Below are 22,147 nucleotides of genomic sequence, written 5' to 3' on the forward strand. Positions count from 1 at the left end.
GAACCCTGATGATCCGCCCTGCAATTGACGAGCCCGGAGGTTTCATGCCAGCAGAAAGTCCAGCCGATCCGACGGCCCGAGCCGTGGAACCCGAGCACACCTCGGACGGGCACATCGTCGAGACACGGTCCGAGGATTTCGCACATGCACGCAACCTCCCCGTCGATCCCGATTGGTTCAAGACCGCGGTGTTCTACGAGGTTCTGGTGCGCGCGTTCAACGACTCGAACCACGACGGGACCGGTGACCTACGCGGGCTCACAGAAAAGCTCGACTACATCGCCTGGCTCGGTGCCGATTGCATCTGGCTGCCGCCGTTCTACGATTCTCCGCTGCGCGACGGCGGTTACGACATCCGCGACTTCCGCGCCGTCTTACCGGAATTCGGGACGGTCGACGATTTCGTGACATTCCTCGACGAGGCTCACAAGCGGGGCATCCGCGTGGTGACCGACCTCGTCATGAACCACACCTCGGATACGCACGCGTGGTTCCAGGAGTCCCGCAGCGAACCCGACGGGCCGTACGGAGACTTCTACGTGTGGTCCGATACCGAGGACGTGTACAAGGACGCCCGCATCATCTTCGTCGATACGGAGACTTCGAACTGGACGTGGGATCCCGTTCGCAAGCAGTACTACTGGCACCGCTTCTTCTCGCATCAGCCCGACCTGAACTACGACAACCCCGAGGTCCAGGACGCCATGCTCGACGTCCTCCGCTTCTGGCTGGAACTCGGCATCGACGGCTTCCGGCTCGACGCGGTGCCGTACCTGTTCGAGCGTGAGGGCACCAACTGCGAAAACCTGCCCGAGACCCACGCTTTCCTGAAGAAGTGCCGCGCGGTGATGGATGCCGAGTATCCCGGTCGGGTCATGCTGGCCGAAGCGAACCAGTGGCCGACGGACGTCGTCGAGTACTTCGGCGAGCCCGAGGTCGGCGACGAGTGCCACATGGCGTTCCACTTCCCCCTCATGCCACGGATCTTCATGGCGGTACGCCGCCAGAACCGGTTTCCGATCTCGGAGATCCTGGCGCAGACGCCGTCGATCCCCCGCACCGCGCAGTGGGGGATTTTCCTGCGCAACCACGACGAACTCACACTCGAGATGGTCACCGACGAAGAGCGTGACTACATGTACTCCGAGTACGTCACCGATCCGCGGATGCGGGCCAACATCGGAATTCGACGACGACTCGCACCGCTGCTCGAGAACGACCGGAACCAGTTGGAGTTGTTCACCGCACTTCTCCTGAGCCTGCCCGGGTCTCCGGTGCTGTACTACGGCGACGAGATCGGGATGGGCGACAACATCTGGCTCGGTGACCGCGACGCGGTGCGCACGCCGATGCAGTGGACACCCGACCGCAACGCGGGTTTCTCCCGCGCGGATCCGGCGCGGCTGCACCTGCCGACCATCATGGATCCCACGTACGGCTACCACGCGGTCAATGTCGAGTCCCAGCTCAATTCGACGAACTCGCTGTTGCACTGGACGCGCAGGATGATCCAGGTCCGCAAGCAGCATCCCGCCTTCGGCAAGGCGGCGTTCACCGAACTCGGCAGCGCCAACCCCGCGGTCCTGTCGTATCTCCGGGAGATGGACTCGGCCCCGGACCGCAACTACAGCGACGTCATCCTGTGCGTGAACAATCTGTCCCGCTATCCGCAGGCCGTGGTGCTGGATCTGTCGAGATTCGCCGGGTGGATCCCGGTGGAACTCACCGGGTCCGTGCCGTTCCCATCGATCACCGAGGAGGGCTACATGCTCACGCTCCCGGGACACGGGTTCTTCTGGTTCGCTCTGCAACCGGATCCCACCACTGAGGGTGCGGGCGCACATCCCGTCAGCAGCGAAGCGGAAGCGGCGGTGCAACCATGACCGAGAACAAGAGGCTTTATCCGGACGCCGACCTCGAAACCGGTCTGGCACACTGGCTCCCTCGCCAGCGCTGGTTCGCCGCGAAGGGGCACACTATCACCGGGGTGCGGATCGTGTTGCGGCAACCGCTCGCCGAAGAACCCGGTTTGGGTGCCGATCACGTGCTGGTGGCAGTGAGCTTCGAGGACACCGACGACCAGATCTACCAGGTACCGCTGGGATTCCGGTCCCACCTCCCCGACGACCTGGCTCCGTGGACGGTGGCGACGCCGGACGACGCCGGACACAGCGTGTTCGTCTACGACGGACTCCGTGATCAGGAGATCATCGGCCTGTACGCCCGGAGTCTGAGCAGCGGTAAGCCGAAGGGTCCCGTCGACCTGCACACCGTGCCGGGCGCGGAATTCGAGATGGACATGCGCGGGCGTGCGCTCGGCGCCGAGCAGTCGAACACATCGGTGGTACTCGGGGAACGTCTCCTCTTCAAGATGTTCCGGCGCCTGACTCTCGGCATCAACCCCGACGTCGAACTGCATCTCGCCCTCAGCGAAGTGGGGTGCCGCTCCGTGGCACCGCTTCGGGCCTGGATCGACGCGGACGTCGAAGGCATCCGCACGACCCTCGCGATGGCTCAGGACTTCGCGGCCAATTCCGCCGACGGGTGGGCGATGGCACTCGGAAGCATCCGTGATCTTCTCATCGAAGGAGATCTGCGGGCCGACGAGGTGGGCACCGATTTCGCCGGCGAGTCGTACCGGATGGGGATGGCGGTCGCCGAGGTCCATTCGGATCTCGCCGCCGCACTCGGACAAGAACAGCGTCCCGCGTCCGGTCTCGCCGCCGCGATGTCCCGCAGACTCGAGGCCGCGGCCGCCGAGGTCGAGGAACTCGCGGAGTTCGTGCCCGCGATCCAGGCGAGGTTCGACGAGGCTGCCGCGCTCGGCCAGGTCACGGTGCAGCGCATTCACGGCGACCTCCATCTCGGACAGGTGCTCCGCACGCCGGAACGATGGTTGCTCATCGACTTCGAGGGCGAACCCGCCAAGTCGCTCGTCGAGCGGCGGCACCCGGACACTCCCCTGCGGGACGTCGCCGGGATGCTGCGTTCCTTCGATTACGCCGGGCACCACTCGGTGCGGGAGCGCGAACCGGACGGCGCCACGGCGCAGCGTGAGTTCCGGGCGCGGGAATGGGCGGAACGCAACTCCGCCGCGTTCTGCGACGGATATGCCGCAGCCTCGGGATCCGATCCGCGCGATAACGGCGCGCTGCTCCGCGCGTACGAGATCGACAAGGCCGTGTACGAAGTGGTGTACGAGGCGAGGCATCGTCCGGGGTGGCTGAGGTTGCCTCTCAACGCTATTCGGCGGTTGTCGCAGGACTGAGAAGACCGTACGCAAAAGGGCGGGTGTGTGCAGTGCACACACCCGCCTTTTCCGGTCCGAACTCAGCTCACCTGCAACTCCAGTTCGTCGCCGGCAACGTCGACCTCGACTCGCCCGCCCTCGACGAGGGTGTCGTCGAGCAGCAGGTCCGCGATCCGGTCGTCGACCACCCGAGCGATGGACCGGCGCAACGGACGAGCACCGAACTCGGGCTGATGCCCGTGCCGGGCGATCCACTCCACAGCCTCGGGGCTGAAGTCGATCTCGATGCCCTTGGCCTGGAGCCGCTTCCGGCTCTCGTCGAGCAGGAGATCGGCGATCCGGTGCAGCTGCTCGTCGTCGAGCTTCCGGAAGACGACGATCTCGTCGATGCGGTTGAGGAACTCGGGCCGCATCGATTCGCGCAGCCGTCCCATCACCCGGTCACGCAGGGGCTTTTCGGCCGCCTCCGCGTCGCCGGTGGTGAACCCGATGGCTCCACCGCGGCTGGAGATGATGTCCGAGCCCAGGTTGCTGGTCATGATGACGACGGTGTTCGTGAAGTCCACCGTGCGGCCTTCGCCGTCGGTGAGACGACCGTCGTCGAGCACCTGCAGCAGGGTGTTGAACACGTCCGGGTGCGCCTTCTCGATCTCGTCGAGCAGCACGACCGAATACGGGTTGCGCCGGACCTGCTCGGTCAGCTGACCGGCTTCGCCGTAGCCCACGTACCCGGGCGGGGCACCCACGAGCCGGCTCACGGTGTGTCGTTCACCGAACTCGCTCATGTCCACGCGCAGCATCTTTCGCTCGTCGCCGAACAAGACCTCCGCCAGCGCTTTCGCGAGTTCGGTCTTGCCCACGCCGGTCGGGCCGAGGAACAGGAAGCTTCCCACCGGACGATGGGGGTCGCTCATACCCGAGCGGCTCCGGCGGACGGAACGCGCGACCGCGCGCACCGCCTCGTCCTGCCCGATGACGCGCTTGTGCAGCTCGTCCTCGAGGGTGCGAAGGCGTTCCTTCTCCACCCGGGTCATCTGCGTGACAGGGATTCCCGTCGCTCGCGAGACGACCTCGGCGATCAGTTCGGTGTCGACGACCGGCAGTTCCGCATCGGCGGGCGTGCCGGAGTCGATGCGCTTCTGGATGCGAACGATCTCGTCACGGACCCGCGAAGCCTCCTCGTAGTCTTCGGCTTGCACCGCGCGGTCCTTCTCGGCTTCGAGTTCGACGAGCCGGTCCCGCAGCTGCGCATCGTCGACCCGCGGGGTGTGGAGCCGCAGCCGCGCACCGGCCTGGTCCACGAGGTCGATCGCCTTGTCCGGCAGGTGCCGGTCGGGCAGGTAACGCACCGACAACTCGACGGCCGCGTCGAGAGCGTCGTCCGTGTAACGGACGCCGTGGAATTCGGCGTACCGGTCACGCAGTCCGTGGAGGATGGCGACCGTGTCCTCGCGGCTCGGCTCACCGACCATCACGGGACCGAAGCGCCGTTCGAGCGCCGGGTCCTTCTCGATGTGCTTGCGGTATTCGTCGAGCGTCGTCGCACCGACGATGTGCAGCTCGCCACGGGCGAGCTTGGGCTTGAGGATGTTCCCCGCGTCCATCGCACCGTCGTTGCCGCCACCGGCGCCGACGACCGTGTGGAGTTCGTCGATGAACACGATCAGTTCGCCCGACTGCGCGGTGATCTCGTCGAGCACCTTGGTGAGGCGTTCCTCGAAATCGCCGCGGTAGCGGGTGCCCGCCACCATGCCGGTCAGGTCGAGCTGAACGATTCGCTTGTCGCGCAGGTTTTCCGGAACGTCGCCGTCCACGATGCGCTGCGCGAGCCCTTCGACGATCGCCGTCTTGCCCACGCCTGCCTCACCCAGCAGCACCGGGTTGTTCTTGGTGCGGCGGGACAGGATCTCGAGTGTCTGCTCGATCTCGTCGGCGCGGCCGACGACGGGGTCGATGCCCCCGCCCCGAGCACGCTCGGTGAGATCGACACCGAACTTGTCCAGCGTCGGAGTCGCGGAGTCGCCACCCGCTTCGGCCGGCGGCACCGGTTGGAGGGCCGTCTGCAGGGACTGCGGGGTGACGCCGAGGGAGGCGAGCAACCGTCCCGGGGCGCGGGTCTGGTCCGCGGCCAGCGCGAAGAACACATGCTCGGGGTCGATGTAGGTCGAGCCGAGCGCGCGCGAGAGTTGATGTGCTTCCAGCAGCGCGGTCTTGACCGCCCCGCTGAGGGCGGGAGCCGAAACGCCGGAGTCCGGGTTGCTCTGCGGCAACCGCTGGTCCACAGCCGCGATCACGGCAGCCGGGTCGGCTCCGGAGCGGGTCATGACGGTGCGGGCCGGATCGGTTTCCGCCATGGCGCGGAGGAGGTGCAGGGCGTCGAGGTCGGCATCGCCGCGTTCGGCGGCGAAGCGAGCCGCGACCGCCATCAGTTCCTGCGTTCCGCGGCTCATGAAGCGGGAGAGGTCGATTCGGCCGGGTCCGCCAGGCCCGAAGAATGCCGTCATTCCGAAGCCTTTCTCTTGACTTGAGCCTTACTCACTCAACTAACGTGCCGAATACTTCATCAATTCCGGAGTCCGAGGGCAAATGAAGGTGAGCTACGTCACGAGGAGCGGGGAAGGCATTTGTATTGTGCACAACAGAACGGTGCGCTACTTTATTTCACGTGTCGGATCCTTTCGCTCTAGATCAACAGGTGTGCTTCGCGCTCTACCGCGCGTCGCGCGCCACGACGGCGGTCTACCGGCCGCTACTGGACCGACTCGGCGTCACCTACCCGCAGTACCTGGTGCTGCTCGCACTGTGGGAACGCGACGCGCGCGGAGTGCACGACCTGTGCGACGCGCTCGACCTCGACACCGGGACGCTTTCACCTCTGCTGAAACGCCTCGAATCGGCCGGGCTCGTCGAACGGAAACGGCAGCGCGACGACGAGCGGCGCGTCGTCGTCCATCTCACCGACGCCGGCAACGCGCTCCGGAAGGAAGCCGCGGACATCCCCGGCTGCGTCGCCCGCGCCGGACGGATGGACCTCGACGACCTCGTCCAACTCCGCGACACGCTCCACCGCCTGACCGTCGCGCTGCAGAACGCAGCCGACGACACCCCCGAGGAAAGGTAGGAACGCCATGAAGATCCTCTACACCGCAGAAGCCCTCGCCACCGGCGCCGGACGCAACGGCCACGCCCGTACCAGCGACGGCAAGCTCGACGTCGACCTCGCCATGCCCGTCGAGATGGGCGGCAACGGAGAAGGCACCAACCCCGAACAGTTGTTCGCGGCGGGTTACGCGGCATGCTTCCACTCCGCACTCCAGATGATCGCCCGCCAGGAGAACGCCGACATCAGCGATTCCGCCGTCGGCGCGCGCGTCGGCATCGGCCCGACCGACGGAGGCGGATTCGGCCTCGCGGTGACCCTCGAGGTCACCTTGCCGAAGCTGTCCACCGAGCAGGCCCGCGAGCTCACGGAGAAGGCCCATCAGGTGTGCCCGTACTCCAACGCGACCCGAGGCAACATCGAGGTCAACCTCGAGGTCTCCGAGGACTGATCTTCCGGTACCCACCGAACCGCCTCGACACGTGTCCACGCTGCGTCCGCGTAGCGTGGACACGTGCGTATGCAGGACGGGTCGCGGCTGACGAAGTTCGCGGCCGAGCTGGGATTCACCCTCGACGACTTCCAGGTCCGGGCCTGTCGTGCACTCGAAGACGACCGGGACGTGCTCGTGTGCGCACCGACCGGAGCGGGAAAGACCGTCGTCGGCGAATTCGCCGCCTACCTGGCCCTGGAGATACGTCACACCCCGCCGGCCGGGCAACCAGACTTCCGGCCCCGCGGCACCTGCTTCTACACAACGCCCATCAAGGCGCTGAGCAACCAGAAGTACAACGACCTCGTCGAGCGATTCGGTGAGGGCGAGGTCGGCCTCCTCACCAGCGACATCACCCTCCACCCGCACGCCCCCGTCGTCGTCATGACGACCGAAGTCCTCCGCAGCATGCTGCATTCCCGCTCGCCACTCCTCGACGGACTCACCCACGTCGTGATGGACGAGGTGCACTATCTGGCAGACCGCGAACGCGGAGCGGTCTGGGAGGAGACCATCCTCTATCTCCCCGCCGAGGTTCGGCTCGCCAGCCTCTCGGCGACCGTGAGCAACGCCGAGGAATTCGGGGAATGGATCCGCCGGGTGCGCGGCGACACCACCGTCGTCGTCGACGAAGTCCGGCCCGTACCGCTGACCCAGCACATGCTGGCAGGTGGACGCTTGTTCGACCTCTTCTCCCCCACCACCGGCATCGTCGACGACACGCTCGACCGCTACATCGCTCATCGGCAACTCGCCGACGCAGCCCCACCGCCGCCCGGCAGCAGGAAACGCCGCAGACGCCGCACCCCCACGCCCGTACCCGCCGGGGGCGACCGCCCGGAGATCGTGGCGCGACTCGAAGCCGAACAACTCCTACCCGCGATCTGGTTCCGTTTCAGCCGTTCCGGATGCGACGCGGCCGTCACCGAATGCCTCGACTCGTCGCTGCGTCTCACCGAATCGGCAGAGGTTCCGCAGATTCGGGCGATCGCCGACCTGCACACCGCCGCGCTGCCGCCGGCCGATCTCGACGCAGTCGGGTACGCCGACTGGATGGAAGGCCTCGAGCGAGGATTCGCCGCGCATCATGCCGGCCTCGTACCGGCATTCCGGCACGCGGTGGAGGACCTGTTCTCGCGCGGGCTCGTCCGCGTCGTGTTCGCCACCGAGACACTCGCGGTGGGCGTCAACATGCCCGCGCGCACCGTGGTACTCGAACGTCTGGTCAAACCGACGGCTTCCGGGCCTGTTCGATTGACGCCCGGCGAATACACCCAGCTCACCGGACGTGCGGGGCGGCGTGGGATCGACGAGCGGGGGCACGCCGTCGTGCTCTGGAACCCGGATACCCCGCCGGCCACCGTAGCCGGGCTCGCCTCGACCCGCGCCTACCCTCTGCACAGCTCGCTCCGCGTCGGCTACAACACCTGCGTCAACCTCGTCGATCGCCTCGGCCTCGACGACGCCCGGAAGCTTCTGGATCGCTCGTTCGCGCAATTCCAGGCCGAACGATCGGTGAGCGCGCTGTCCGACGCGGTCCGGGCGAACACGACGGTGATCGACGATCTCGAAGCGGAACTTGCCGGCGCAACTGGTTTCGCCGAGTACCGAAGTCTGTGCGAACGACTCACCGTCGCTCGGACCACCGCCTCGGCGGACACCGTCACCGCCCTCGCCCGCGCGGTGCGGTCGCATCCGGGCCACCGGCGACCGGATCGCGTCCATCTCCTGGCGACCGCGGGCCGGCTCGCGGACCTGCGCACCGACACCCGGCGGATGCGCGTCCGGATCGATGCGGTCACCGGTCGCCTGCGCGACACGTTCGATCGCACGCTCGCGGTGCTCGAGGAACGGGGCTACCTCCACCTCGATCCGGCCGGAAGGTCGGCATACGTCACGGACGAAGGCAGACGACTCGGCCGGATCTACTGCACCAGCGACCTTCTCGTAGCCGAGTGCGTGCGGACCGGTGCGTGGGCCGGGCTCGAGCCCAGCGAACTCGCGGCGGTGGCGTCGAGCGTTCTCGGCGAGAGCCGGCAGCGCAGCACGGCGGCGTCCGGATCCGCCACTCCCGCGGTGGACGAAGCGCTGCGCGCCACCACCCGGCTGTGGGGTGAACTCGCCGCAGCCGAGGAACGACACGGGCTGACGCCGACTCCCGACCCCGATCCGGTGGCCGTGAAGGCCGTCCACCGGTGGGCACGCGGCGACGGACTCGCCGCGGCGCTGAACGTCGCCTCGGAGTCCGGGCTCTCTGCGGGCGATCTCGTGCGTCGCTACCTGCGCATCCTCGATCTCGTCGACCAGACCGGTCTGTGCAGGCGCGACGCGCTACCACCGGTGTCGTTCACATTGATGTGAGCGGGGTCTGCACGTCGCAGAGTCGTTCCGACAGTTCCCACAACTGCGACGCGACGTATTCGTCGTGCGAGCGCGCGTTGGAACTGACCTTCTTGGGGTGCCCACGCATCTCGAACAGTCCACCCGGCCCGTAGAAACCACCGGCCTCCGCATCGGGGGCGGTCGCGGCGTACAGGGACGGCAACGCTCCCATCGCCGCGGATTGCCCGATCACCGGCGTCACGAGTTCGACGAGCTTTCCGTAACGCGACTCGCTCCGGTACTGCAGGTTCGTGGAGGAATATCCCGGGTGTACCGCAATGGATTTCACCGCGGAGCCGTGTGCGGCGAGTCGCCGTTGCAATTCGTACGTGAACAACAGATTCGCCAGCTTCGACTGGCCGTAGGCGGGCCACCGCTCGTAGCGGCGCCGCTCCCAGTTCACGTCGTCCAGGTCGATCTTGCCGATGCGGTGCATCGTGCTGCTCACGGTGACGACCCGGTCGGTGATGCGGCCGAGAAGTAGTGCGGTCAGCGCGAAGTGCCCGAAGTGATTGGTACCGATCTGCATCTCGAACCCGTCGGCTGTACGGCGGAACGGCACCGCCATCACACCCGCATTGTTCACGAGCACGTCGATCGTCTCGTGGCTCGCAGCCAGGCCCGCGGCGAATTCGCGTACCGACGACAGATCTGCGAGGTCCAGCCTGCGTACCTCGGCGTTCTCCCCGATGCCGTCGGCAACCTCCTGGCCCTTCGCGACGTCGCGGCACGCCAGGACCACCTGTGCACCGGCGCGCGCGAGCGCTCGGGCCGTCTCGGCTCCCAGGCCGCTGTTGGCCCCCGTCACCACCACGGTGCGGTTGCTCTGGTCCGGGATGTCGTTCGCTGTCCATGCCGCCATAACTGGCCACCCTACGTACGTAACGGCATCGAAAACAGGGGATCGTGGTGTTCGCGGGAACATCCCCGGCAGAGCCTCGGACGGGCGCACCGGCCGCGGAGATCTCGCTCTCCGCCGGTGAGCGTTCCCAGTCGGCAGCACGCCTCGTAGAGTGCACGCGGGCGCGAGTCCCGCAGGGGCGCACGGGGGCGCGGACAACAGGGGAGGTTTGCATCGATGGCGTACCGGAACGGGTCCACCGACCGCGAGGTCGGCGAGGCACTGCGGCAGGGAGATCCTGCCGCGACGAGGCGGCTGTACGACCTGTACGCACCCGGATTGTTCGCGTACGCGTGTGGCTTCGTCGACGGATCGACCGCGTCCGACGTCGTGTACGACTCGGTCTGGATCGCCACGCGGCGAATCGACGCCCTTCGCGACATCGGATTGTTGCGTGCGTGGCTCTATGCGATCGTCCGATCGGAATGTGGCAGACAGGGACGCGTGAGCGGTTCCGTCGGTTTCGTGCCCACGACCGATCCTGCGGCGCCGCCGCTGCGACCCGAGGTGTACGCGGTTCGCGATGCGGTCGGTGAACTCGGTGCCACCGAACGCGAGGTCCTCGAACTGTCGGTGCGACACCATTTCACCGCGCAGGAGATCGACGCGATTCTCGGATCGGTGGCCGGTGACGGCCGCTCGTTCGCCCGCGCCCAGGAAGCGGTGGACCTCGCCGTACCGACGGTCCCGAACGCCACCGGATTGTTCGCCTCCCTGCCGCCCGTCCCACTCCCGCCGCGTCTGCGCGACCGTGTGCTCACGGCGATTCCTCTCGACACCGAACTCACCGACATGGGGCGCCGCATCGAACCGTTGAACCGGAACGGTTTCCCCACCGTCCGGCGTGGACGCGGGAAGAGGTCGGCGATCGTCGTCGCCGCCGTTGCCGCGGTAGTGGCACTCGCCGTCGTCGCGGTCGCCGCGCGACCCGCTCCGGACCCCGCGGACCCGCCGGCGCCGACGTCCCAGACGTCGCGCCCGATGGATCGCCCGCCGTCACCCGCTGCCGTCGTCACGGTCGCTCCCACGAGTGAGACCACCACACCCGTCACGACGACCACCGAACCGGTTCCCGAACCGGCGGTGCCGGTCGCCGAAACAACCGTCGACTACTCCCCGCCGGCGTCCTCCCTCACCACCACGCCGCTGTCCACGTCGACGGCTGCGCCCACCACGACCAGCACCCAGGAAACGACGACGCGCTACCCCAGGCGGACGAGGCCGGCGGACGAATCCCGTGACGAGGACGAGAGGAAGGACGAGAGACCGGCCACTCCCACCGCAGCGCCGACCCGCACCGCGCAGCCGACCACGACCACCCGTGCAGCGGCGAACCGGCAGGGCAACGCGCAGCAACGGCCGGGACCGTCCGACACGGTGTCGTCACACGGGTGAGACACAGCCGACACGTTGCGGGCCTACCGTCACGCCGTTCGTCGTGTTCGCGGGAAGAAAGGAGCCACCGCCGTGGCCCCACGTCGCAGATCGGTGCTTCTCGACCGGCTCCGCGTGGACGTACCCGGACGACCCCAGGACGCCATCCTCGAGGAACTCAGGCGGGTGTTCCTGTCCGGGGCAGCGCCGCCGGGCACCCCGATACCGGTGGGTGACGTCGCGGAACTCTTCGGCGTCAGTCGGATCCCCGTCCGCGAGGCTCTCAAGACGCTGATCGGGGAAGGACTCGTCACCCATCGGCAGAACTACGGCTACACCGTGGCCCAGCTGACCGCTGCCGAACTGCGCGAGTTGTACCTCGTCCGGGAAACACTCGAGTCGGCGTCTCTCGCGGCGGCGGTTCACAACGCCACTCCCGAGGACGACCGGCTCGCCGAGCGTTCCCGCGAGATCCTCGAATATGCCGTCCGAGAACATGATTCGCATACTTATCACAGCGAGAGCCGGATCTTCCACATGACGTTGGCGCGTCCGTCCCGGATGCACCGGCTACTGCACATGCTCGAATACGCGTGGAACATCACCGAGCCGGTCCAGCCGATGGTCCACGTGAGCGACGCCGAACGCGCCGAACTGCACCACGAACACAAAGCCATGCTCGACGCGTTCCTCGAGCGTGACACCGAAAAGTTGCTCGCGGCGTACGAACACCACAACCGCCGCCTCGACGCGGCGATCTCGACGCTCCCCGCAGGCGCCGGGTTGCTCAGCCCGGAAGATATACAGTTCGGGTAATCCTGCGGCAATGTCACGCGGTTAGCGTCGGTGCATCGAAATCCCCCACCGCACAGGAGCACCCATGACCGAAGTGATGACACCGCAGGACGGAACGCCCGTACCGGGTCGGGCCGCCGCGGCCTACGATCCGCGGCTCACCAACGACGATCTGGCCCCCTGAAGAATCAGCGGTGGGGTTCGTACAACATCTTCGCGTTCTGGATGTCCGACGTGCACAGTGTCGGTGGATACGTCACGGCCGGAAGCCTGTTCGCACTCGGCTTGGCGAGTTGGCAGGTGCTGGTCGCGCTGCTGGTGGGCATCACCATCGTCTACTTCTTCTGCAACCTCGTCGCGAAACCCAGTCAGGTCACCGGGGTTCCCTATCCGGTCATCTGCCGAAGCGTATTCGGAGTGCTGGGTGCGAACATCCCCGCCATCATCCGGGGCGTGATCGCCGTGGCCTGGTACGGGATCCAGACGTTCCTCGCGTCCGCCGCGCTGGACGTGGTGCTGATCAAACTCTTCCCGGCACTCGCGCCGTACGCGGTCGTCGAGGACTACGGTTTCGCCGGGCTGTCCGCACTCGGCTGGGCCAGTTTCCTCACGCTGTGGGTGGTACAGGCCTGCGTGTTCTGGCGGGGAATGGAATCGATTCGGCGGTTCATCGACTTCTGCGGTCCCGCAGTCTATGTCGTGATGTTCCTGCTCTGCGGTTACCTGATCTCCCAGGCCGGGTGGGGTGCGATCGACCTGACCCTCGGTGACGTCACCCATACCGGCTGGTCGTCGGTACCTGTCATGCTCGGCGCGATCGCGCTGGTGGTCTCGTACTTCTCCGGACCGATGCTCAACTTCGGTGACTTCTCCCGCTACGGAAAGTCCTTCGCCGCCGTCAAGAAGGGGAACCTCCTCGGACTGCCCCTCAACTTCCTGGTGTTCTCGCTGCTCGTCGTGATCACCGCGTCTCTTACTCTGCCGGTCTACGGCGAACTGATCACCGACCCCGTCGAAACCGTCGCCCGCATCGACTCGACCTTCGCGATCGTCCTCGGCGCGCTCACCTTCGCGATCGCCACCGTCGGCATCAACATCGTCGCGAACTTCATCGCGCCGGCGTTCGACTTCTCCAACGTCAGCCCCCAGCGGATCAGCTGGCGAGCGGGCGGCATGATCGCCGCGGTCGGGTCGATTCTCATCACCCCGTGGAACCTGTACAACAACCCGGAGGTCATCCACTACACGCTGGAAACCCTCGGCGCGTTCATCGGTCCGTTGTTCGGCATCCTCATCGCCGACTACTACCTGGTGCGCAGGCAGAAGGTGATCGTCGACGACCTGTTCACGATGTCCGAGAAGGGTGCCTACTGGTACCGCAAGGGATACAACCCCGCTGCCGTCATCGCGACCGTCGTCGGTGCCGCCGTCGCGATGACCCCGGTGCTGTTCAACAGCGCTCCGGGCATGAGCACCGCGGCGCAGTACAGCTGGTTCATCGGGTGTGGGCTCGGCTTCGCCGTCTACCACGTGCTCGCCACCCGTACCCGGTTGGCGGTGCGCGTCCCCGAACCCTCCCCCGCCCAGGAAGCCGTCTGATCGAATGTTCCTCCAGGTCGTCAACCCCAACACCACGTTGGCGATGACCGCCAAGATCGAGGCGTGTGCCCGGGCCGTCGCCGGCCCGGGCACACGCGTAGAGGCGGTCAGCCCGGCGATGGGGCCCCCGTCCATCGAGAGCCACTACGACGAGGCGCTCGCCGTTCCCGGGCTTCTCGCCGAGATCGAGAAGGGTGAACGCGCCGGCGCCGACGGCTATGTCATCGCCTGTTTCGGCGACCCCGGCCTCGACGCGGCGCGCGAGATCGCGACCGGACCGGTCGTGGGGATCGCCGAAGCCGCGATGCACACCGCCGCTCTACTGGGGAGGAGCTTCTCGGTCGTCACGACACTGGGCCGCACGACCGGCCGCGCCTGGGATCTGGCCGAACGCTACGGGATGCGCGAGAAGTGCCGGGGAGTACATGCGTGTGAGGTCCCCGTGCTCGCACTCGACACCGACCCGGATGCACGCAAGATCATCACGGAAGCCTGCCTCGATGCGCTGTCGGAAGACGGATCCGACGTCGTCGTGCTCGGCTGTGCGGGCATGGCCGATCTGTGCACCCGAATCTCCGCCGACCTCGGTGTTCCCGTCGTCGACGGCGTCACCGCGGCAACGCTTTCGGTACAGTCGCTCGTCACGATGGGCCTGGCCACCGGGGGCAAACGCGGCGAGTTCGCGTCACCGCCTCCGAAACGCTATTCCGGTCTGCTGCAGAGTTTCTCCACAGACCACGATTTCACAACAGACCTGTGAGGCGCCGCGATCCGTCGTGAAGGAAGGTCAACTGCTCGTACTCCGAGGGCGACACGCGCAGTGGGGAACCTTGGAGACAGAGCCCTCCGACCACCTCGGCATCGTGGTTGCGGATCGGCACGGCCAGCGCCGACCGGCCCACCCGGCACTCCTGGTTCTCGAACGCGTGGCCGACGACCCGGATCCTCGACAACTCGGCTTCGAGCGTCTCGGCATCGCACACGGTGTTGTCCGTCAGTTTGCGCAGTTCGATCCCCGCACTCGTCCCGGGGATGTGCGCGAGCATGATCTTCCCGAGCGCGTTCGAGTGGAGGTTCTTGGCCAAAAGCGCGATTCCGACGATCTCGTGATCGGGATCCTGATCGACGAATCGCAATCTCCCACCCGCGAACGACGCCACATGCAACCCGAAACGGGTGTGTGACCGGAGGTCTTCGACGGTCTCGTGCAGCGTGGGTGAGGTGTCCGTCTCGGCCGCCGCGCGGGACAGTTCGGCGGTGCGCCGGCCGAGTGCGAAACCGGACAGGTCCGGTACCCGCACCAGAAAACCTTCGGCGACGAGCAGGTTGAGCATCCGGTACGCGGTCGTGGGTGCCATACCGGCGAAACGGGCGATCTCCTTCGCCGTGGCCCCGGGTCCGAGATGCGCCACCGCCTCCAGCATGCCCAGTGCCTTCCGTACCGCCTTGGGTTGCTGACCACCGAACCCCACATCGATATCCGCCTGGGCGGTCATCGTGCGTCCCCCGGCGACGGATGTGCCGATACGAGTTGGGGTCGCCCGGCGTCGTCGAGCACCAGTTCTCCCGCGCCCGGCAGCAGGTCGGCGGTTTCCGGACTGTCGAACGCACCCATGGTCGCCAGGGACTCCGGCCGCGTCCGCTTCAGGACGGCTGCCCACACCACGCCGGACATCCCGACGACGAGTACCGCGGACGGTATCCCCCATTGGCCGTCGACGATGCCGGAGAACGCGAGGAAGCCGAGTAGTCCGGCGCCCACACCCGTGATGCCCACTGCGATCACCGTGGTCGCGCGGGCATCCTCACCGATGCGCCGCAGGAAGCGCAGACAGGACACCGCCAGCAACGTGTAGGCACCGACCACGGCGACCTCCACGAAACCGTCGAACACCACCGAGTCGCCGAGGAAGATCAGCAGGTATGTCCAGGCGCCGATCACCGCTGCGAGGGTGAAGGCGACCACAGCGACATACGGTGTGCGGAATCGTGGATGGACACGCGACAGGCGTCGCGGAACGGTTCCCTCGATACCCATCGCCAGCAACAATCGCGAACCCGCCTGTGCGCATCCCAGCGCCGAGGCGAACCAGGAGAAGGTCACCCCGACCTTGACCGCCACCACCATCGCCGTGCTCGCTCCCGAGGCGGTGCCGTCGAAGTACGCGGCCACGACCACATCCGCGTGCCCGGTCAGTGCTGCCCAACCGGCGAACACGAAGACCGCGCCGCACAGGATCGGGGTGACGAGCACCGCACGGGTCACGGTGATCAGGGGGCGCCGGGCCTCGGCTCCGAAGAACGCCGCACTCTCGAACCCCGCCATTCCGAACACCACGATCAGCGCCAGGAAGGGCAACGTCTGGGCGGCACCGGGTGCGACCGACGGGGTCGGGGCACCGGGATCGGTGACCATCAGGACGCAGATGAGGACCAGGGAACACAGTTCCACGACGAGGATCGCCCGCGTCGCGAGGCGGACACCGCGCACTGCGATGAGCGCGACGACGCTCGCCACGAGCGTTACCTCCACCAGCAGCGGTAGGGTGCCGGATACGGAAATGTCCAGGGCGGTGGCGATTCCCAGCAAGCTCACGGCGGAGTTGGCCAGAACGGACACTGCGATGCCGAGATAACCGAGCAGCAGAGCCGCACCCATCGTGAGGGTGGCGCGTCGGGGAAGACCGTGGAAGGCGAAGCTGTACAACGACCCCGCAGCGGCGAGACGGCGGGTGAACTGGGAGATACAGAAGGCCACCGCAACGACCACCGCGGTGGTGCCGAGGATCGCGGCCAGCCCCGCAACTCCGGGATCGGCCGAAATGATCCACGACGCGATGAAGATCATTCCGGTCGCGGGGGCAACCGTCGACAAGGATTGGCCGATCAGGTCGATCTGCGAGAGCTGCCGGCGACTCAGCGCCCGCAGGGGTGAAAACACCGGTGTGGCGACCGGCGCCGCATTTCGGGACCGGGCGATCGCCGCTCCCAGCGCGCCACCGATCCGTGACCCACCACCGCCACGTCTGCCGCTCGTCACCGGCACTCCGATCTCCATCTGCCCGGCTTCGGACCCCGGGCTACCAGCAAAAACCGTAGAACGGCCTTGTTTCCACCTCGTAACTTCGTCACACCTGTCCCAAACGTTTCACCCGGGGTGCGCATGTGACAACCGTGTGAACCCAAGTGGAAATCCGGATGGTCAACGCGGCCTTCGGAATCCCCGCTCCCGGCTCCCCCGAAGCGATCCGCGTCACAGAACGCCGCGATGACCAGCGCAAACGGGCCCGGAACGACAACGGGCCGTTTTCCACTCGGCGACCGCACAGTGTTTTCCTGCGCGAAGCAGAAGTGCCGCATCTGCTCATCAGGATTGGCCCGACGACAGAGAGGGCGTGATCCATGTTGTGGGCGATGGTCGCATCGATACTCGGTGGGACGCTCCTGCTCGCGGGCATTCCGAAGCTCCGCGACCGGGACGGGCTGCTGACCGTGGTGAAGGGGTACCGGCTGCTGCCGGACCGGATGGAACGCGTGGTCGCCGGCGCACTGCCGCCGGTCGAGGTTCTCGTGGGAACCGCGTTGATCCTGGGGGTGGCGGGCAGATGGGCGGCTGCGGGCGCCGCGCTGCTGTTCACCGCCTTCGCGTTCGGACTGACCGTGAACCTGGCCCGCGGCCGGCGTGACCTCGACTGCGGGTGCTTCGCGTTCTCCGCGCACGAGGTGCCACGCATCGGCTGGTTCCACGCGGGACGCGCGGCATCGTTCGCTGTCGCCGCACTCGTCCTGTCGGTCACCCACCCGTCCGGGATCGCTCCGCTCGAACAGCTCATCGGAGCCTCGGCCGGATTGCTGACCGTGCTGGCCGTCGTCGCGGTCGTGCAGATCCGATCGGTCGTCCACTTCGGCCGTCGCCCCGTCGACGACTATCTGACTTCCGCCTCGATCAGATTGCGCGCAGTGAGCACCGAGTCGAAGTACGGCTCGTAACCCCCTCTCCGCCGAACCTTTTGCACAGATTGGACTGATTTCGATGACAACTTTTCTTCTGGTAGCCGTCGTGGTGCTCACCGTCGCGGTCGCACTGCTGTTCCTCATGACCCTGGCACTGGCCCGGGAGATCGGTCGCGTCCAGGTGCGCCTCGGGCCGCTGGGTGCGCGGATGATGGACACCGGCCCGAAGGTCGAGCAGGCCGGCCCGTCGTTCGCCGGACTGGTCGATCACGTCGGACGGTCGGTGCGCGTCGGCGGTCACCGCGACAAGGCGCAGCTGCTCATGTTCACCGCTCCCAGCTGCAGCACCTGCAAGAGCCTGCTTCCGGGTCTGCGTGCGATGGCCCGCGCGGAAACCGATCTCGACGTCGTCATCGTGTCCGACGGCACCCCGGAGGAGCACCGGGAGTTCCTGGCCGGCAGCAACATCGGCGACGAACTGAGCTACATCGACGCTCGCGACGTCGGAATCGCCTACCAGGTGGGCACCACACCGTACGGCGTGATCCTCGACGAGCACGGCAAGATCCGCGGTAAGGGCCTGTGCAACCACATGGCCCAGGTCGAGAGTCTGCTCAACGCTCTCGAGTCCGGCACTCCGTCCCTCCAGCACCTGCATGCGCAGGCGAAGTCTGCCTGACCCGTCCCGAGAGAGAGAAGGAGCCCAGCCATGGAAGAACACAACATGACCGAGAACCGATATCCGGTCGATGAGGAAACCGTCCGCGAACAAGCGGACTGGATGGCAGGCAAAGGCGGATCCTTCGTCAGCCGCACAGGACGCAAACTGTCCGAAAGTACCTCGCGCCGTTCGATGCTCAGCAAGATCGGCCGATGGACGATGGGCGTGTCCGGTGTCGCGCTGATCAGTTCGCTGCCCGTCACCCGGAGCGCGATGGCACAGGAACTGCCGCCGGAGCCTGCGGCACCCGAGGTGCCGGACCCCCAGTTCATCACGTTCGACGGCAAGGATCCGGCCGAGTGCGAGTACTGGCGCTGGTGCAACATGGACGGCACCTCGTGTGCGGCCTGCAACGGCGGCGGCGTGACGACATGTGCTCCCGGCAGCCGTCCGGGCGCCGAGTTCTGGGTGGGCTGCTGCACAAACCCGGACACCGGAAAGACCTACCTGATCGCCTATTACGACTGCTGTGGCGCACCGTCGTGCTCCAACGCTTTCTGCGGCGAACCCGACATGCAGGCCATCATGTACAACCCCGTCTCCGGCAGCTACGACCAGGAGATCATCTGGTGCGTCTCGGACGAGTCCCAGGCGTACACCTGCACGATGGCGCCCATCATCGGCGAGGACTGCCAGACCCGCCCCGCAGCTCGTCCGAAGGTCGGTGCCGGAGCATGACATCTCGATCCAGCAAGCGCATTCCCCGTACCGCCGCGATCGCCGTTCCGCTCGCCGCCGCGATCGTTCTCACCGGATGCAGTTCGAACGACGACGAGAGTCCCGCCGCCGGCGAGGTCACCTACCCCACCGTGCCTTTCACGACGCCCGGTGAGGGCATCACGCTCGGTAGCGAAGACCAGGAGATCGGGTCGACCATCCCCGAACCGGTCCACGTCTCCGAGATCGAGCCGATCAAGTCGACCGACGTTCTCGCCGTCGGCGACGGTTGGGGTCTCGAGATCGGCCTCAACGCGCTCGATCCCGTGACCGGCGTCGCGGGAAGCCGTTTCGTCGTGGGCCCGGGCATCTGGGATCCCGTGATTCACGGTTTCGTCGGTGAGACACCCAGCGATCCCGCTGTCATCGCAGCCGAGGTGTGGCGTCCGCGCGGTTCCCGCGGTGCCGCCGACTTCACGGTCAGCACCTATTCGGGGAACCTGCTCGAGCCCTCGGAGGTCATCCTCCCCGACTACGCGCGCGTGCACTCACGGCCGGGGTCGAACGCGGTCACCTCGGACGGCAAGTACTTCGTGACCTGGGACGACGGCCTCTACGGCGTGCGTGTGGTCGATCTCGAGACGAAGAAGGAAAGCGGCGCACTGCAGATCATCGGCTGCGGACCGTTCACCTGGATGGTCGGGCACGAGCTCTACAGCGTCTGCGAAGACACGCGGGAACTGATCCAGATCTCGATCGACGACGCCGGTGTGCCCACGGAAACCGCCCGCGCCAAGGTCCTTCCCGACGACTTCGTCAGCAACCGCACGGTCACCTGGGCCGACGAAGCCGACAAGGCACTGCTGGTGGGTGCCAACGGCGACGTGTACGTCCTCGATTTCTCGAACGGCCTCCCGTCGGAAGCAGTGACACCGATCGGAAACGCCGGCCAGGACTCCGGCCGGTTCGCGGGCAACGCCATCAACAACACCGGCACCCGGATCGCGATCGAGTACACCGACTCGGTGGTTCACCCCCACTCCGCTCGCGGTGGCGACGTGGTGAAGATCGACCTCTTCGACGCGGCCACGTTCGCGCCCGTGAAGACCCTCGATCTGGCGGCGCTCGGGCTCACCGACATCGGCAGCATGGCCTTCTCGGTCGACGGTGAGACGCTCTACGTCGTCGGTGGCGGCCCCGAGGTGGAGGGCGAATCGGCACAGACGATCGTCGGAATCTCCGCCGAGACCGGCGACAAGGTCAGTTCGGTGGCAATCACCGGGACCGTCGAAGACGTGAGCACGCTCCTGACCCCTCAGGTGCTGGAATGACCCGTTCGGGCCCGACCCTCGACCGCCGCGGTTTCCTCCGCGTCGGCTCCCTCGGAGCCGGCGCGGTGGGACTCGGAGTTCTGGGTCTCGGTGCGGCATCCTGCAGTTCGGGTGGGGCGGCGGAACCTGCCACCCCGCCGGATTACATCACCGCAACCGATCCCGAGATCGCGGCTGCGGAGCAGGCGCGCGGGTGGAACGGGCGCGAAGTCACTGCCGCACTGTCGGCAGCGGTGGCGACCGTCGACCTCGGCGGACGTCTCGTCGAGACGTGGTCGTACGGCGGTCGTGCGGTGGCTCCCGAACTGCGGGCGAGTGTGCGCGACAAGATGCTGGTGTCGGTGCGTAACGAACTCCCGACGGATACGACGGTGCACTGGCACGGCATCCGGATCCGCAACGACATGGACGGTGCCGCACCGGCCACCCAGGATCCGATCGGGCAGGGAGGCGACTTCCTCTACGACTTCGTCGTTCCCGACCCGGGCACCCACTGGTATCACTCGCACAGTGGGCTGCAGGCCGACCGTGGCCTGTTCGGCGCACTGGTAGTGGAGGATCCGAACGACACCTCGGGTGCCGACGTCGACGTCACGCTCGTCCTCGACGATTGGGTGGACGGCCTCGGGACGACACCCGAGGCAGTCCTGGCCGCCCTCAACCCCGCGATCTCAGGGGGCCACGGCGGGCACGGCGGGCACGGCGGCGGCGCAGCGGCCGAACCCACCCCGGAGCAGTCGTCGGTGGCGCAAACACTGGTGAACGGGGGGCACGGTTCGTCCGTGCCTCTCGGGGGCATGACCCAGCACATCGGGTACCCGCTGCACCTGATCAACGGGCGACCGCCGAACGACCCCGAGGTCGTCACGGCGGCACCGGGTAGCCGGGTGCGGTTGCGGATCGTCAACGCGGCCGCGGAGACGCCGTACCGGTTCGCGATCGCGGGACACGAACTCACCGTCATCGCCGCCGACGGGTTCGACGTCACCCCGACGACCACCGACACGCTGATCATCGGGATGGCGCAACGCTACGACGTTCTCGTCACGCTGAAGTCGGGTGCGTGGCCGGTGGTCGCGAAGGTCGAGGGCCGGGACGGATACGCGTCGACGGTGCTGCGGTCGACCGACGCCGCGCGACTGCCCGACCCGGATGTCCGGGGTGTCCTGGCAGAACTCGACGGGCGTCTGGTCGCCGAGAGCGAACTGCGACCGGCTGAGGCCGTTCGGCTGGAAACCCGTTCTCCGGACCGGGATTACCGAGTGGAACTGATTCAGGCCGGCGACCGCTACGTGTGGGGCATGGCCGGGCCCGACGCCGGGAAACTCGTGATGCGCCAGGGCGAACGAATCCGCATCACGATGGCGAACAACAGCACGATGTGGCATCCGATGCACACGCACGGACACACTTTCGCGGTGCCGGAATACGGCGGACTCCGGCGCGACACCGTGAACGTGTTACCCGGCACCGAACTCGCGATCGAGTTCGACGCCGACAACCCTGGCGAGTGGATGTTCCACTGCCACAATGCCTATCACTTCGAGGCAGGGATGACCGCGAACCTGCGGTACATCCGATGAGAGGACA

17 protein-coding genes and 1 pseudogene are annotated in these 22,147 nt (G+C 66.9%); 14 read left to right on the top strand and 4 right to left on the bottom strand.

Annotated features, from left to right (window positions below):
• Nucleotides 1–44 precede the first annotated feature (44 nt).
• Nucleotides 45–1,883: a maltose alpha-D-glucosyltransferase gene (gene treS, locus AC0B44_RS02420; protein ID WP_471901313.1), complete on the top strand. Its 1,839-nt coding sequence runs from the start codon at nt 45–47 to the stop codon at nt 1,881–1,883.
• On the top strand, nt 1,880–3,268 hold the full coding sequence (locus AC0B44_RS02425; RefSeq protein WP_471901314.1) for a maltokinase N-terminal cap-like domain-containing protein: 1,389 nt from the start codon (nt 1,880–1,882) through the stop codon (nt 3,266–3,268). The genes treS and AC0B44_RS02425 overlap by 4 nt, the downstream gene beginning before the upstream one ends.
• Before the next feature lie 62 nt (nt 3,269–3,330).
• Here the strand turns inward: AC0B44_RS02425 and AC0B44_RS02430 are convergent, their stop codons facing one another.
• Complete coding sequence (locus AC0B44_RS02430) at nt 3,331–5,754, bottom strand: ATP-dependent Clp protease ATP-binding subunit (RefSeq protein ID WP_471901315.1); 2,424 nt, start codon at nt 5,752–5,754, stop codon at nt 3,331–3,333.
• Between the two features lie 161 nt (nt 5,755–5,915).
• On the opposite strand from AC0B44_RS02430, the gene AC0B44_RS02435 reads away from it, so the two are divergent.
• From AC0B44_RS02435 to AC0B44_RS02445, 3 genes are all read left to right on the top strand, one after another.
• A complete protein-coding gene (locus AC0B44_RS02435; RefSeq protein WP_471901316.1) occupies nt 5,916–6,371 on the top strand; it encodes a MarR family winged helix-turn-helix transcriptional regulator in 456 nt (151 codons plus the stop codon).
• 7 nt (nt 6,372–6,378) lie between these two features.
• Nucleotides 6,379–6,801: an organic hydroperoxide resistance protein gene (locus tag AC0B44_RS02440; RefSeq protein ID WP_471901317.1), complete on the top strand. Its 423-nt coding sequence runs from the start codon at nt 6,379–6,381 to the stop codon at nt 6,799–6,801.
• Nucleotides 6,802–6,870: 69 nt separating this feature from the next.
• Complete coding sequence (locus AC0B44_RS02445) at nt 6,871–9,204, top strand: DEAD/DEAH box helicase (RefSeq protein WP_471901378.1); 2,334 nt, start codon at nt 6,871–6,873, stop codon at nt 9,202–9,204.
• Here the strand turns inward: AC0B44_RS02445 and AC0B44_RS02450 are convergent.
• On the bottom strand, nt 9,191–10,087 hold the full coding sequence (locus AC0B44_RS02450; protein ID WP_471901318.1) for an oxidoreductase: 897 nt from the start codon (nt 10,085–10,087) through the stop codon (nt 9,191–9,193). The two genes, AC0B44_RS02445 and AC0B44_RS02450, sit on opposite strands and share 14 nt — an antisense overlap.
• A 216-nt stretch (nt 10,088–10,303) precedes the next feature.
• On the opposite strand from AC0B44_RS02450, the gene AC0B44_RS02455 reads away from it, so the two are divergent.
• The 4 genes and pseudogenes from AC0B44_RS02455 (at nt 10,304) to AC0B44_RS02470 (ending at nt 14,654) form a co-directional block, all read left to right on the top strand.
• Nucleotides 10,304–11,521, top strand: a complete 1,218-nt coding sequence (locus tag AC0B44_RS02455) for an RNA polymerase sigma factor (RefSeq protein ID WP_471901319.1) — start codon at nt 10,304–10,306, stop codon at nt 11,519–11,521.
• A 72-nt stretch (nt 11,522–11,593) separates the two neighbouring features.
• On the top strand, nt 11,594–12,316 hold the full coding sequence (locus AC0B44_RS02460) for a GntR family transcriptional regulator (RefSeq protein WP_471901320.1): 723 nt from the start codon (nt 11,594–11,596) through the stop codon (nt 12,314–12,316).
• Nucleotides 12,317–12,380: 64 nt separating this feature from the next.
• Nucleotides 12,381–13,894 (top strand): annotated as a pseudogene (locus tag AC0B44_RS02465) (NCS1 family nucleobase:cation symporter-1).
• A gap of 4 nt (nt 13,895–13,898) precedes the next feature.
• Nucleotides 13,899–14,654, top strand: a complete 756-nt coding sequence (locus AC0B44_RS02470) for an aspartate/glutamate racemase family protein (RefSeq protein WP_471901321.1) — start codon at nt 13,899–13,901, stop codon at nt 14,652–14,654.
• Here AC0B44_RS02470 and AC0B44_RS02475 read toward each other — a convergent pair.
• Entirely contained in the window at nt 14,638–15,390 is a 753-nt protein-coding gene (locus AC0B44_RS02475; RefSeq protein ID WP_471901322.1) for an IclR family transcriptional regulator, read from the bottom strand. The two genes, AC0B44_RS02470 and AC0B44_RS02475, sit on opposite strands and share 17 nt — an antisense overlap.
• Nucleotides 15,387–16,934, bottom strand: coding sequence for an APC family permease (locus tag AC0B44_RS02480; RefSeq protein WP_471901323.1), 1,548 nt, complete (start codon nt 16,932–16,934; stop codon nt 15,387–15,389). Before AC0B44_RS02480 ends, AC0B44_RS02475 begins: the two co-directional genes overlap by 4 nt.
• Before the next feature lie 362 nt (nt 16,935–17,296).
• On the opposite strand from AC0B44_RS02480, the gene AC0B44_RS02485 reads away from it, so the two are divergent.
• The 5 genes from AC0B44_RS02485 to AC0B44_RS02505 are packed head-to-tail and all read left to right on the top strand — an operon-like array spanning nt 17,297 to nt 22,140.
• Nucleotides 17,297–17,884 carry a MauE/DoxX family redox-associated membrane protein gene (locus AC0B44_RS02485; RefSeq protein WP_471901324.1) on the top strand — a complete coding sequence of 196 codons (588 nt, stop codon included), beginning with the start codon at nt 17,297–17,299 and terminating at the stop codon, nt 17,882–17,884.
• Nucleotides 17,885–17,927: 43 nt separating this feature from the next.
• Nucleotides 17,928–18,527, top strand: coding sequence for a redoxin domain-containing protein (locus AC0B44_RS02490; RefSeq protein WP_169621220.1), 600 nt, complete (start codon nt 17,928–17,930; stop codon nt 18,525–18,527).
• A 30-nt stretch (nt 18,528–18,557) separates the two neighbouring features.
• Nucleotides 18,558–19,247: a methylamine dehydrogenase light chain gene (locus tag AC0B44_RS02495; RefSeq protein ID WP_378528107.1), complete on the top strand. Its 690-nt coding sequence runs from the start codon at nt 18,558–18,560 to the stop codon at nt 19,245–19,247.
• The gene (locus AC0B44_RS02500) at nt 19,244–20,557 is read left to right on the top strand and encodes a hypothetical protein (RefSeq protein ID WP_471901325.1); all 1,314 of its coding nucleotides are present in this window, start codon (nt 19,244–19,246) and stop codon (nt 20,555–20,557) included. Before AC0B44_RS02495 ends, AC0B44_RS02500 begins: the two co-directional genes overlap by 4 nt.
• Nucleotides 20,554–22,140: a multicopper oxidase family protein gene (locus tag AC0B44_RS02505; protein WP_471901326.1), complete on the top strand. Its 1,587-nt coding sequence runs from the start codon at nt 20,554–20,556 to the stop codon at nt 22,138–22,140. Before AC0B44_RS02500 ends, AC0B44_RS02505 begins: the two co-directional genes overlap by 4 nt.
• Nucleotides 22,141–22,147: the final 7 nt, after the last annotated feature.

It is taken from the genome of Rhodococcus sp. NPDC019050 (genome assembly GCF_055664235.1).